At 45.9% G+C, this 12,650-nt stretch carries 11 protein-coding genes; 4 read left to right on the top strand and 7 right to left on the bottom strand.

Features of this window, described 5'->3' with window-relative positions; all coding sequences use genetic code 11:
- The 3 genes from RIH33_RS12245 (at position 1) to RIH33_RS12235 (ending at position 5,148) form a co-directional block, all read left to right on the top strand.
- Positions 1-861 carry an alpha/beta fold hydrolase gene (locus RIH33_RS12245; protein WP_406653199.1) on the top strand — a complete coding sequence of 287 codons (861 nt, stop codon included), beginning with the start codon at positions 1-3 and terminating at the stop codon, positions 859-861.
- A gap of 11 nt (positions 862-872) precedes the next feature.
- On the top strand, positions 873-2,300 hold the full coding sequence (locus RIH33_RS12240; protein WP_406653173.1) for a hypothetical protein: 1,428 nt from the start codon (positions 873-875) through the stop codon (positions 2,298-2,300).
- 397 nt (positions 2,301-2,697) lie between these two features.
- A complete protein-coding gene (locus RIH33_RS12235; protein WP_406653171.1) occupies positions 2,698-5,148 on the top strand; it encodes a TonB-dependent receptor in 2,451 nt (816 codons plus the stop codon).
- Between the two features lie 57 nt (positions 5,149-5,205).
- Here the strand turns inward: RIH33_RS12235 and RIH33_RS12230 are convergent, their stop codons facing one another.
- The 3 genes from RIH33_RS12230 to RIH33_RS12220 form a co-directional block, all read right to left on the bottom strand.
- On the bottom strand, positions 5,206-5,793 hold the full coding sequence (locus RIH33_RS12230; protein WP_406653170.1) for an EF-hand domain-containing protein: 588 nt from the start codon (positions 5,791-5,793) through the stop codon (positions 5,206-5,208).
- A gap of 104 nt (positions 5,794-5,897) precedes the next feature.
- Complete coding sequence (hrpB, locus tag RIH33_RS12225; RefSeq protein WP_406653168.1) at positions 5,898-8,393, bottom strand: ATP-dependent helicase HrpB; 2,496 nt, start codon at positions 8,391-8,393, stop codon at positions 5,898-5,900.
- A gap of 48 nt (positions 8,394-8,441) precedes the next feature.
- A complete protein-coding gene (locus RIH33_RS12220) occupies positions 8,442-8,999 on the bottom strand; it encodes a Crp/Fnr family transcriptional regulator (protein ID WP_406653166.1) in 558 nt (185 codons plus the stop codon).
- A 96-nt stretch (positions 9,000-9,095) separates the two neighbouring features.
- On the opposite strand from RIH33_RS12220, the gene RIH33_RS12215 reads away from it, so the two are divergent.
- A complete protein-coding gene (locus tag RIH33_RS12215; protein ID WP_406653164.1) occupies positions 9,096-9,686 on the top strand; it encodes an HD family hydrolase in 591 nt (196 codons plus the stop codon).
- Between the two features lie 9 nt (positions 9,687-9,695).
- On the opposite strand, the gene arfB is transcribed toward RIH33_RS12215, so the two are convergent.
- The 4 genes from arfB to RIH33_RS12195 form a co-directional block, all read right to left on the bottom strand.
- Positions 9,696-10,103, bottom strand: a complete 408-nt coding sequence (gene arfB, locus RIH33_RS12210) for an alternative ribosome rescue aminoacyl-tRNA hydrolase ArfB (protein WP_406653162.1) — start codon at positions 10,101-10,103, stop codon at positions 9,696-9,698.
- Positions 10,104-10,167: 64 nt separating this feature from the next.
- Positions 10,168-11,046, bottom strand: coding sequence for a hypothetical protein (locus RIH33_RS12205; protein WP_406658710.1), 879 nt, complete (start codon positions 11,044-11,046; stop codon positions 10,168-10,170).
- On the bottom strand, positions 11,028-11,372 hold the full coding sequence (locus tag RIH33_RS12200; RefSeq protein ID WP_406653160.1) for a hypothetical protein: 345 nt from the start codon (positions 11,370-11,372) through the stop codon (positions 11,028-11,030). The genes RIH33_RS12205 and RIH33_RS12200 overlap by 19 nt, the downstream gene beginning before the upstream one ends.
- Complete coding sequence (locus RIH33_RS12195) at positions 11,369-12,634, bottom strand: flippase (RefSeq protein ID WP_406653159.1); 1,266 nt, start codon at positions 12,632-12,634, stop codon at positions 11,369-11,371. The genes RIH33_RS12200 and RIH33_RS12195 overlap by 4 nt, the downstream gene beginning before the upstream one ends.
- Positions 12,635-12,650: the final 16 nt, after the last annotated feature.

The raw sequence follows: 12,650 nt of genomic DNA, 5'->3' as shown, positions 1-12,650 counted from the left end.
ATGATAGCTACCTACAAGTACCCCGTGCATTACCTGACGATCAACTCGGAGACAGAAGTTGCATACATTGATGAAGGACAAGGGGACCAAACCCTGTTGTTCATCCATGGTCTGGCTACCTACATTCCTTCATGGTACCCCATGGTAGATCATTTGCAAAGCAGATACCGATGCGTGGCCATCGACCTGCCTGGGTATGGTCGATCCTCCAAAGGTGATTATCCTGCCAATATGAGTTATTATGCCCATGTGCTAGGTCAATTGATTGACTCGCTGAGTTTGAAAAATGTGGTGCTGGTTGGACATAGCATGGGTGCACAGGTGGCGGTATCTACTGTCCTTAATTTGCCAAATCAGTTTGAAAAACTCATTCTTTTGGCACCGGCAGGTTTCGAGACATTCATTGACGAGCATGCCAGTCTTCTGAAAGCGACAGCTGTCACGGAGACTTTCCTGAAGGCTACCGAGGCTCAAATCCGAGCCAGTTGGGCCATGAACTTCTATCAAATGCCCGAATCAGTGGAGTTTATGATTCAGGACAGGATCAATATGAAGGAAGCTAGCGACTTTGAGGCTTATTGCCAATCGGTGGCCAGAGGTGTCCATGGCATGCTGGATCAGCCCATTGCGGACCGGTTAGGGGAGATCAGACAGAAAACATTGGTGGTTTACGGGGAGGAGGATGCGCTCATTCCCAATCGCTACCTGAATCCGGGCCTGACTACCAAATCGGTGGCCGAATCAGGCACATCACAAATCCCTGATGCAGTGCTGAAGTTCATCCCAGCCTGTGGTCATTTCATATCTTTTGATAAACCTGCCGAGATTAACGAAATTGTGGATAGTTTTCTGACCAACTAGCCAACTACCTATTGAAGACCAAACTCAAGAAATTTACGGCCTTTGCTGCTGAGATCCTTCCTCACGAGGCGGATTACCTCACCAGTATTCAGCAGTTTGAAGATGTGGAGAAGGAAGAAATCCTAAAGCGTGTGAGTGCCAACGCACACGGCCAGCAGAATAAGATGCCGTTTAATACCAGCATTGACAAACGCAAATACTCCAGTCTGATGGATTGGATTCAGAAGCGCCTGGATAGCATAGATGTAGACAGCTATTTCGAATGGGTCAATGACATGGACCGCAAGGTGATCACGGATGCCATTAGTCATGAGGAGGAGAAAGTCCTTTTGAAGCGGATCAAAAATTACGAGCACCCCGTTCACAACTTCATGAAATTCTATGAGCTGGTACAAAATTATCGGCATTACCTGCTCATTCGTCTTAGGCACAAGGACTATCAGGAGGTCAATGATTTCGTAGAGCGATATAAGGCTGATTATGATTATTCCAAGGAGGTGAATCAAAAGCTGCATCAGGCTACAGTGGATATCATTGAACAGTTTAACCTCAAAAAAGGAGACTCCAGGCAGTGGGAGGACTGGCTGCTTTCACTTTTCAAAAATGAAAACCTGGATGGATTCAATCGGTACATGGCTGTGGTCAGGCTTACCTTTCTCTATTTCAATAGTCGGGAGTTTGAAAAACTCCGGGAGGTCTACGACCGGTTAGACGAGTTGCTGGCCAGGGGTATTTTTTATACCCGGAGGATCTTGTATAACTATTACGCCAACCGACTGATGCTACACTCCAAGTTTGATGTATTGCAGCAGGCAGAGGAATACGGCTACCTCTCTATCCGACAAAAGAATGCCGATCATGTGCAGTATCTGAGCAACTTCAGTTCTATTCTTATTCGGCGGGGTAAAATAGAAGAAGCACTGAATCTGCTGAAAGAGTCCTTCTCAGAGGTTCAGAAGTCTTCCAATTTTTATCATAAGATTGGCTTTATATCCTTTTATATCAAATGTCTCAACCTCAACAATCAACCGCAGCGGGGAGAGATGTTGGCCGATAGCTTTTTGAGAATCTATAAGGATGAGATTCTCAAGGAGCGATGGTACTCGTTTTTCACGGCGTACATCCAAGGGTTGATCAAGCAGGAGAAGTACGATAAGATCTTACAGGTATTCAAACGCTATAATCTCATTGCCAAAGATGAAGACGACAGGAGCAAATCCATCTACCTGCCCACTATCCGGTGGTATTATGAAATAGCCCTGCTCAAAGTGGGTCGCCTGGAAGCAAAGGAGCTGGTAGAATCTATTGTGGATTTCTCCCGGGAGCATGTGTCCAATCCACATAAATCTTTTATTCTCAATCAGGTACTGTCAGAACTTGAGTCGTATATCCCCCGGACGGTCATCATGGCCAGAACCCGACTTTATCAGAAACAGTAGAGGTTCATCCCTTCAATTCTAATCTCCGATAGCACCGTATTTTTAGTCGCGTGCATTTTCGTAATGTCCAGATCAGGCTTTCTGTCTGAAATTCATCTATTACGGTATAAGCCAATTTTATCACAGTGTTGAAAGAGCTTGCTCAAATAGCGCGGTTAAATATTCACCTGAGGTAAATCAAATAAAAAACAGAGGTTTTGGGACATTTTGGATATAATAAAAGTCATGGCATATTTTTAAACTCGTATATTCCTGATATATAGTATGTTAAATCACTTATCGGAATTTTTCATTTGAAAAGTCCGCACCTTTTATAATTGCGATATTCACATTCTTGTTGGGCGCTTTTCTATGTTTATTGAACAGGATTTAATCAAACAACCTAAAAACTTAAAAAATGAAAAAAACTTATACCATCTTAATCGCAAGTCTTTTCTTCTTGTGCTTTGAGTCTTTCGCCCAAAATGTTGTGAGCGGGAAAGTGATCGACGCGAAATCAGGAGAGGCCTTAATAGGGGCGTCGGCTATATTGAGTGGCACCTCAAAAGGAGCGACCACCAATGTCGACGGTTCGTTCGAGATATCAGGAGTAGCAGATGGCTCATATACCATCAAAGTATCCTTTGTAGGTTACGAGGAACTCACTCGCTCAGTGAACGTATCAGGTGCAGATGTTGACCTGGGGAGCATTGGCCTGGCTGAGTCCATTTTTTCTTTTGATCAGGTGGTAATTTCCGGATCTCGTCAGCCAGAGAAGATCACTCAGACTCCAGCCACCATAGAGATTATTTCCAGCAAGAGCCTTGACGAGCTACCTTCTTTTAACCCTGGAGAGCTTCTCTCAAGGATGAAAGGTGTGGACTACCTGAGAGCGGGAGTCGTAGGTACGGGGATTAATATCCGTGGTTTTAATAGCAACTTCAACTCCAAGAACCTTCAGGTAAATGATGGTCGATTCTCTACCCTCATTGCTACAGGCTTGCCTATGGGACCGCTCACCACGCAAATCAAGGAAGATATTGAGCAGGTAGAGGTGATTTTGGGGCCAAATGCGGCGCTGTATGGCCCAAATGCCCACAATGGGTTGGTACATACCATTACCAAAGATCCCAGATCTTCTCAAGGTACCACTGTGGCGCTTGGTGTAGGGAATCAGAGCATGCTCTCTGCCAGAGTTCGTCACGCACAGGTTCTCAATGATAAGTTGGCTTTCAAAGTGAGTGGTGAGTACACCAAGGCTGAAGAGTTCGAATTTATGGACTCAGTCTACATCGATAGAAATGCGGATGGCGTGAAAGAAGGTTATGAAGAGTATAAACTTGATAATGACATAGAGTTTTTAAGAGCAGAAGCAGCTCTTTACTATAGTGTCACTGATAACTCAGATCTTATTTTCAGCTGGGGAGGAAGCAACAGTACTTACCTTTCTCCGACCAACGTGGGACGAAACCAGATCAAAGACTGGAAGATGAACTACTTCCACCTGCGATACGTCTCTGATAAGTTCTTTGCTCAGGTATATAATACTTCCAGCTCTACTGAAGATACTTATGCGATTGATCAACGTACCAAAAATTACTACAATGCGATAGACAATGGCGCTACTGAAGTCGAAGCTGATACAAGCTCACTGGGCAATGGAGCCACCTTTGCTGATGACTCCAAGAGATGGAATGCAGAGGTGCAGTATCACGATACTTTTGGCAAAGCCAAAGTGGTAGTGGGCTCACAGTGGCAAAGGGATAATGCCAATAGTAATGGTACCTACTTGCTGGACAATGGAGGAAAAGACCCGATCATCATCAATCAGATAGGGGTGTATGGACAGCTGGATTATCAGTTTACAGAGGCTTTCAAAGCGGTAGCTGCTTTCCGTGGAGATAACCATGAAGTTTATGGATTCAACTTTATCCCTAAAGCGGGACTGGTATACAGTGCTGGTAATGGCGCCTTTAGACTTACTTATGGAAAGGGCATAGCCACACCTACTATTTTGAACATGTATGGTGATTTGTTCGCAGGACTGATTCTTGGAAATGCAGAGGGATTCACCCTGACTGACGGTAGCAAGGTAAAGAAACAGTCAGTGGAGAAAATCCAGACTTTTGAGATCGGCTACAAAGGCGAACTGGTACCGCAGCGATTCTTTTTGGATGCCAACGCTTACTATAACATCTCCGAAGACTTCCTGTCTCCTGCCACTGTAGTGGGAGTAGCCACCCACCGTGGAGATACGCCTATGAGTGAGGTACAGAGCGGTTATGGAGCATATGGTGGGTTGGTCCTCTCTTATGTCAACTTTGGTCAAGTGGATACTTATGGGTTTGATATTGGTACCAATGTCTATCTCAATGATCAGATCAATTGGACATTCAACTACTCCTATTTCGACTATAGTGTGGATGAAGATGACCTGGAAAACAATGACTTCAACAAGGATGGTGTAGTGAACAAACTGGACATCCTGGTAAACGCTCCAAAGCATAAGTTTGGAACAGGTCTTTACTTTAGAGGCGACAAGCTATTTGGGAATGTCTACATGAGATGGGTGCAGGAGTATGACTACTTTTCAAGTTTTCAGATTGCAGCCAAAACTCAGGATCTGAACTGGAGAGGTACACCGATCAGGGAGAATGCCCGAAGCACAGACACCTGGAACTATGGCCCGCTTGGTGGATTTGTAAATGTAGACCTGGGATTAGGATATAAAATCAATGATATCTTCCAGGTGGCAGGTCAGGTGACCAACGTATTCGATTCAGAATTCAGAGAATTTACAGCGGCCCCATTCACAGGCAGACTGTATTCAATAGAAGTGAAGGCGAAGCTGCCAGCTATTAAAAAGTAAATATTTCTTTAAAATTGACCGAGGAAAAAAGACCGCCAGATTGGTGGTCTTTTTTTGTTAATACTGAACTTTTACGCTTTGGAAGTGGGAGGAGCCAAGCTCTCCGAATAGTTGATTGCCAAGGGCATCAGGATCATTACTCTTGAAGAAGTTCATGGCGGCATGTACCAGTTCATCGGTGCTGATATATCCATCGCTGTTGAGGTCCATGGCCTTGAAGCACTGGTTAGCAAAGCGCACCTCTACCCTGAAGGATACAAAAATGCTCATAAACTCCAGCCGCGAGATGAGCTGGTCTTTGTTTTTATCAAACACATTCTGTAATCGGTTGATGATGAGTGTAATGTTTTGGTCTAACACCTCATCATCCGCCCCAAAAAAGAAATTCTCCATGAATTCAATCCACTGTTTGACATCAATATTCTGCAGATTTGGTTGCTGAAAATAGGCCTGGATAAAGCCCCAGATCATATTACCTTCTTCACGTAGCAGGTTGTCGTGATCATCGTCTTCAATGATGCCAGTGAAAATCGCTACATTGTCTGCAATACTCTGAAAATCCGATTTTTGAAGGAGCCCATTGTGATCAAAGTCAATGATGCGGAAGAGGTGTTCCAGTTTCCTGATTTGTAATTCTTGAAGCATAGAGGTGTTTCCTGGGCATGAAGTAACTACTTTTTGCCCAATGAATCAATATTATCTTTCAAAATACCACAAAAGGGGGAGCTGATTAGGTCCAGGAAATACAGCTAACTATTTTTCCTCTTGACGCCCCGCACGGCTTCAGCATTCCATGGATCATCCGGCCAGGAGTGTTTAGGGTACCTTCTTTTCAGGTCTTTTTTCACTTCAAAATAGGCATTGTCCCAAAAACTACGTAGGTCGGCGGTGATTTGTACCGGTTTATAACCAGGTGAAAGCAGGTGTATGAGTACACCATTCCTACCGTCATTCACCCTGGGGGTATCAGCCAGTCCAAAGACCTCCTGAAGGCGAACAGCCAGTATGGGAGGCTCACCATCTGCTCTATACAGAAGTGGGATAGATGAACCACTGGGGACTTCTATCTTTTCGGGTGCCAGTTTAGACAGGAGCTCCTGTAGTTCCCAATTCAGGCTGTGATGCAACACACTTTTCAGGTCAATCTTTTTCAGGTCGTCAGGTTTCTTCACCTGATCCAGGTAGGGCGTCAGCCATTCCGCATTAGTCATGAGCAGGGTAGGTGTGCTCACATCCGGCCAGTTGCCTTGTGGGTTCCACTTTCTCAAAGACAATACCCGGTTTTGCCATTGTTCCACATTTTCGTTGAAATCCAGCAGGTGGCCGCCTTCTTTTTTGAGCGCTTCAGAGATGGCCTGAATCAGGTGTGACTCATCCGGATCCGGGAGTGGCCTGGACTGAAGGATAATGCTGCCAATCCTCAGGTCTTTGGTGGCAATCAACCCACCTCTTTTGGTGTCCCAAGTGATTACTTCACGTTCTTTCACCAGTGGGGCCAGGTCCCGCGGGTTGAGGGGTGAGGCCATGAAGATCTTGCCCATGCCATCGCGGGCATCCATATGGGCAATGGACAACCACGGTTCATGTGCCAGGTCATCTTTGTGTCCTGCCATGGCATATTTCCCGTTGGAGAGTTGAAACTGTGCATTGTTTCCCGGACGCGCAAAGGCGATTCTCTCGGGGTAGGCATGGGATAGAATGAGGCCGGTTTCGAACGGATCTACAGGGCCATTGTCCGATTCGATATCAAACATACGGCGGTATGATTCTGCTACTTTTTCGATCCTGGCAAACTTCTTACCCAGTCGATTTTCATCGCGGAAGCGGCGCAGTGTTTCTATCCTCAGGTTGATGTCGATACCAGCTTCGCGCCCCAGTGGATCACGTTCTTCCAGCAGGGCAGCCACATCCGTGGCCAGCTCCAGCATATCAGCCTCCTCGGCTTCCAGTAGCATGTGTGCGATCCGTGGATGACAGGGCAGTTGGTGAATCTTTTTGCCATGTGCCGTGATCCGGCCATGTTCCAGTGCGTTCAGTTGATGAAGGGTTTCGCTGGCCTGGGCCAGTGCGCCTTTCGGAGGAGGAGTGAGCCAGGTGAGCTGGTTGATATCCACGATGCCCCACTGCGCCATGTCTAGTACGAGAGCTGCGAGATCGGCCTCCATGATCTCCGGATTTCGGTGTTCAGAGAGTCTCGCTTGTGTGGCTTTGGACCACATGCGGTAGCAAACCCCGGCCGAAAGCCTGCCGGCCCGTCCGGCCCGCTGGTCGGCAGAGTCTTTGGAGATCTGTACCGTTTCCAGTCTGGAGAGCCCGGACTTAGGGTCAAATTTGGAGGTACGACCAAACCCCGTATCCACCACAATCTTGATACCCTCAATCGTAAGGCTGGTTTCTGCAATGGAGGTGGCCATCACCACCTTTCGCTTTCCTGATCGATCCGGCATGATGGCTGCAAACTGCTTTCCTTGGGGTAGTTGTCCATAAAGCGGGTGCAAAGCAAATCCCTTTAACTCTTTTCTGAGCAGCTCCTCACATTTTCTGATTTCCCCCTCGCCGGGGAAAAAGGCCAGCACGTCTCCGGGGTGTTCTTTGGTAGCTTTGATGATGGTGCGGGCGGTCATTTCTGGTAGGAGCATAAGGTCCTGCTCCCCAACATACTGTATGTCAACAGGGTATTGCCGTCCTTTGCTCACCACAGATGGCGCCTTGAGTAGCGTGGTGAGCTGTGGCATGTCCAATGTGGCGGACATAATCATAATCCTCAAGTCAGGACGGATAACCTGCTGAGCTTCACGACAAAGCGCCAGTGCAACGTCTGCATGTATGCTGCGCTCATGAAATTCATCAAAGATCACCAGCCCCACACCCTCCAGGCTGTTGTCCGAGTGGATCATGCGGGTCAGAATGCCCTCTGTAAGTACTTCAATCCGTGTTTTCTCAGATACCTTATTGTCAAACCTCACCCGATAGCCAACGGTCTTGCCTACCTGATCTCCAATGAGTTCAGACATGCGACTGGCTATGGTTCTTGCCGCCAGCCTTCTGGGTTCCAGCATCAGTATTTTCTGACCTTTCAGCCATTCTTCCTGCAGCAGTGTTAGTGGTAGCAGCGTACTCTTACCTGCTCCGGGTGGCGCATTCACAATCAGGGTGTTATCAGCCGAGAGATGGGATTTGACTTCATCTATCACCTCCGTGATGGGCAGGTCTATTTTATAGGGATCAAAAGGCAATTCGTTCATATTAGATGAATCGCGAAATTAGGGGTTTTGCGTAAAAGGTGATGATTTTTACTGATCGGTTCCTCTCAAAATCCGATTGAGGCTTCGAAGGGTGATGCCCAGGTAGTCTGCGAGATCTTGCTTGGGAATGGTATGAAAAAGGTCAGGGAAGGTCTGCTGTAACCGCACCAGGTTATCGGCTGCCGGATGTGATTGGTTGTGGGCGTGTCGCAGCGCCTTGTAGCGTACTTTGTTGGCCAGCGACTGTAGGATGAGGGTATTGAACCGGGAATCAGCGTGTAAGAGGGCATGAAAATCATCCTGACCAATCCTGAATGCAGAGAGATGGGTGATCGCCTCTATGCAGCTAAAGCTTAAAGATTGCCGGATTAGTTCTACCTCCCCGAAGAGTTCTCCAGGACCGAAAAACTCCTGAACGAATATTCTGCCGTTATTCTCATGAAGATAGCATTTGGCTATACCAGAGGTGATGACAAACGCTGCCTTCACATTTTTCTCCTGACCAATGATTTCAGTTTTAGGTGGGAAGTCGGAGGCAGTCACCGGCCCGTTGGCCAGATGTAATTCAGAAAGGTATCGAAGTAGCGCTGGATTTTCCCGGATCATATCATCAATGGGACAAATGTCCTTTACTATTAGGGAAAGTTGAGGTTCTTTTGTGAAGCCTAAAAGTAAACAAGTAAAAACTATTGAGCGAATCCAATGAATGTAGATAGACTGACACAACAGCTGACTTTTATCAGGGAAATAGACAAGCTGAAGTACATACAGCGCAAAACGAGACTATTCAACAGTCAGAGACATGAAAATGATGCTGAGCACAGCTGGCATCTGGCCATGATGGCAATGGTGTTGGCAGAACATGCCAGTGCTCCGGTGGATTTATTCAAAGTGATGAAGATGTTGCTCATTCATGACATTGTGGAGATTGATGCCGGAGATACATTTCTCTATGACACCACCCAAAACCATGTGAACACCGAGGCAGAGTTAGCGGCAGCCAAACGAATTTTCGGGTTGCTCCCGGAGAAACAGATGAGAGATTTTATTGCCACCTGGGAGGAGTTTGAAGCCGGAGAAACCGGCGAGGCCCGATTTGCTAAGGCTTTGGACCGTCTGGAGCCGATCATGCAAAATGCTTCCAATCAGGGGGGGACGTGGACGGAGTTTGACGTGACTCTTGACCGGGTGCTGGAAAAAGTGCAGGGCATTCGCAAAGGGTCCGATACACTCTGGGCTTATACAGAAGCGCTCCTTCGTGAAAATGTGGAGAACGGCAATTTGAAGAAGTAGAGACCGTTTTTAAATCTTTCCACGCCATTTTTTCTTTTCACTGTGTTCCTTTTTGGCTTTAATACGCTTGTTGATGGCTGATTTGGAAGGTTTAGTTTTCTTTCTGGCTTTGGGAACAAAGAAGGCCTTGGTCAGTATCCTGTCCAGCTTCTTAAAGGCCACTTCTTTGTTTTTCAGCTGCGACTTATGACTATCGGCTGTGATGATGAGCGATCCGTCATTGGTGAGCTGGCTGCCAATCTTCTCACGTATCCGATTTTTTTCATCCTCGGTGAGGTGTGTTGACGCCATCACATTGAACCGGAGGACTACTTTCGTTTCCACTTTGTTTACGTGCTGTCCGCCTGGCCCCCCGCTGCGAGCGGTTGTTATCTGTATGTCTGGCTTGATCCTGGATATGGGAATGTGGTGGCTCATTTAATCTTCATTTTTACTGATCGTTGGAGACCTGATTTAATTGATCTGGATCCACCTACAGGTTTCATAGATCAGAATAAAGGACATTCACGATCCGGTAAATTTTGGGCAATTTGGTCATCCCTATGAACAATGCATAAGAAAGGTAAGTTGCGTGTTCGTAAGTCAACCTTATTTTTTTGTTTTCGCGGTAATTCCATGTGAGAAACACTTTTGCAAGACCTCTATTTGACTCATTTTCTTTCATATAAACCAGGAGGTATGCAATGGACATCACATAGAAGTAAATCACTGAAAGTTCGCCTTTTGTCCAAACCAGCATGAAGCCATGGAACAGAATGCCCAGTAGGATAGGGGCGTTTCCGGAGCGGCGTATTAGAAAAAGCATGGCCAGAGCCAGTTCTATCAAAATAGTGGTGACTCCAAGAATTTTGGCAAATGTGAGGTGCCCGGGGAAAAGTTGTCCAATCGTTTCGTAGAAGGGTAGATGAAAAATGTCTGTTGCGAAAAAATCAAAGTAGGCGCCATTCCACCAGTCATTGTCTGCAAGTTTGTTCACACTTGCCCCAAAATATACAATGGACAGCTGCAAGCGAAGCAGAAAGCCGTGGAGGCCTAAGCCGATAAGGATGAGCAGGCATGAAATGAGGGTGATGGACGTGCTATAGAGCGGTTTGCATGATAATATGCTCACTAAAATGGTTAAGCCCAGCAATAGGCTGCTTGTTCTTAGTCGAATGTTAAATAGGACTCCCAGTGCAGACATTATCAGAAGCAGGCCGAGACATAAATTAAATGCCCCAATGGGTATGGTATCAAAGAAACCTATAAACGGGAGGAATGGGAGATCGCTTCTCAGAAGCTCTGTCGCGAATCCAAAACCAAAGAGCCCCAAAGCCAAAACTCTTGCACCAACGGCATTGGTTAAGGTGTTAACTCCCATGTCTTAAGTTCTTTTCCGTTGGTTTGATAAGTGAGTTTTACGTTTGCCGACTGACCAGCTCCGTAGGTACTTTCATATTGTTGGATGATGGATATGAGATTTTCGATATTCCGGTTTTCACGCCCTGTGGAGGGTTGTCTGTACCTGGCCTGTATCTCTTCCCGGCTCAGAAAGCGATTGTCCACCTTTACTTCGATGCTGTACAGAGATATTTGGTCATAGGGAACCCAACAGAAGTATTTGGTGTCCGAAAAATACCCAAATATGATCAGGATCATTTGTGTGCCAAAAAACAGAACCAATCCTATTTTTCTGAGGGTAATCATTTCGACACGTTTAAGAGTTTTCCAAACCAACTGTAAATAGATCTCAGGGGTTCCGTTGTGATTTTCCAGGCCAAAGATCGTGTTTCCTGGTAGAAAAAATAGAAAAGATAGTAGCCAAAAGCATAAGAGATTAAGGTAGCAAAGGCAGCACCTTGTATTCCCCAGTTTGGGATAAGTATAAGGTTCAGTGCAATGTTCAATAGTGCTGCTACCAGCTTACCTGAAAAATTAATCCAGGTTTTATTTCGCGCTATGAGAACTTTGCTAATGGGGTGCCCCGCAAAGAAGAATATACTTGTGATAATATGAATTTTCAATACATCTGCCGCTTCAATGAATGCGGGTCCTAAGGTGTTTTCGATGAGAAAATGAGCTCCGATACTTACGATGAAAATTAAACCGATGGATAAAAACATCAGAGATCGAGATATTTTCAAAAGGACGCCTTCTACTTTTACCCTCTCAGAAATGTTCTTTGCGATAAATGGAAAGTAAGTAGACATGACAATCACAGGGAGGATGTACCAGACCTCACTGAAACGGGCAGCACTGGCATAGATGCCCACCTCCGCTGGTCCGATCATGTATTCAATGAATATCTGATCCACTTTGAAAGAAACGAGCACAAATATATTGGTCATGATCAGCGGAAGTGACTCCAGAAAGATCTTTTGACTTGTTACCGTTGCTCCGAGATCGGCAGTCCTTTCCTGATTGAGTTTCGAGGCGAAATACTGCATCAGTAGGAGTGTAATCAGCCGCTCTAGTATAAAGGAAAGACCTATGAGAAAGATATCCTGCAGATAATAAGCCACACCAATTCTCATTAATGACCCAACGACGATGCCTGTGGATCGGGCATAGGTGTTGTATTTCGATTTCAGTACAGATTGGAAAAGGGAATCCTGAACCATGAGCGCTTCCACCCACAGGGTAGCACCCATAGCCAAAATGAAAGAGATAAGTACCTGGTCTTCAAGGAACAGAAAAACGGTGAAGGCAAGTAATGAAAACACCACGAAACTTCCCAGAAGTCTGAGTCTGACTGAACCCCGAAGAACTGATTTTTGCTGATAACCTAAAGAGAGGTATTTGGTGATAATGGTCTCATAGGCAAGCTTCGAAAATGGCGCAAAAATCGCCACCAGACTCAATCCAAAACTCATCAGTCCAAAGTCCACTGGCCCAAACATGCGGGCCATAATGAGGAATGTCAACAGATTCAAGGGCAGGGTGAATCCTTTCTCACCCAGCATGAACATCGTGTTTTTATTGAAT

The organism is Marinoscillum sp. (assembly GCF_040222955.1).
Lineage (GTDB): Bacteria > Bacteroidota > Bacteroidia > Cytophagales > Cyclobacteriaceae > Marinoscillum.
The sequence above is the reverse complement of the archived record's forward strand: the minus strand, read 5'-3'. Positions and strand labels throughout refer to the sequence as shown.

What these genes read in the sequence shown, in the direction of transcription:
- RIH33_RS12220 (WP_406653166.1), bottom strand. Translation starts at nt 8,999, where the DNA reads ATGATCCGGGAAAATCCAGCGCTACTTCGATACCTTTCTGAATTACAT.
- RIH33_RS12200 (WP_406653160.1), bottom strand. Translation starts at nt 11,372, where the DNA reads ATGATTACCCTCAGAAAAATAGGATTGGTTCTGTTTTTTGGCACACAA.
- RIH33_RS12245 (WP_406653199.1), top strand. Translation starts at nt 1, where the DNA reads ATGATAGCTACCTACAAGTACCCCGTGCATTACCTGACGATCAACTCG.
- RIH33_RS12230 (WP_406653170.1), bottom strand. Translation starts at nt 5,793, where the DNA reads ATGCTTCAAGAATTACAAATCAGGAAACTGGAACACCTCTTCCGCATC.
- RIH33_RS12195 (WP_406653159.1), bottom strand. Translation starts at nt 12,634, where the DNA reads ATGTTCATGCTGGGTGAGAAAGGATTCACCCTGCCCTTGAATCTGTTG.
- RIH33_RS12215 (WP_406653164.1), top strand. Translation starts at nt 9,096, where the DNA reads ATGAATGTAGATAGACTGACACAACAGCTGACTTTTATCAGGGAAATA.
- RIH33_RS12235 (WP_406653171.1), top strand. Translation starts at nt 2,698, where the DNA reads ATGAAAAAAACTTATACCATCTTAATCGCAAGTCTTTTCTTCTTGTGC.
- RIH33_RS12205 (WP_406658710.1), bottom strand. Translation starts at nt 11,046, where the DNA reads ATGGGAGTTAACACCTTAACCAATGCCGTTGGTGCAAGAGTTTTGGCT.
- hrpB (WP_406653168.1), bottom strand. Translation starts at nt 8,393, where the DNA reads ATGAACGAATTGCCTTTTGATCCCTATAAAATAGACCTGCCCATCACG.
- arfB (WP_406653162.1), bottom strand. Translation starts at nt 10,103, where the DNA reads ATGAGCCACCACATTCCCATATCCAGGATCAAGCCAGACATACAGATA.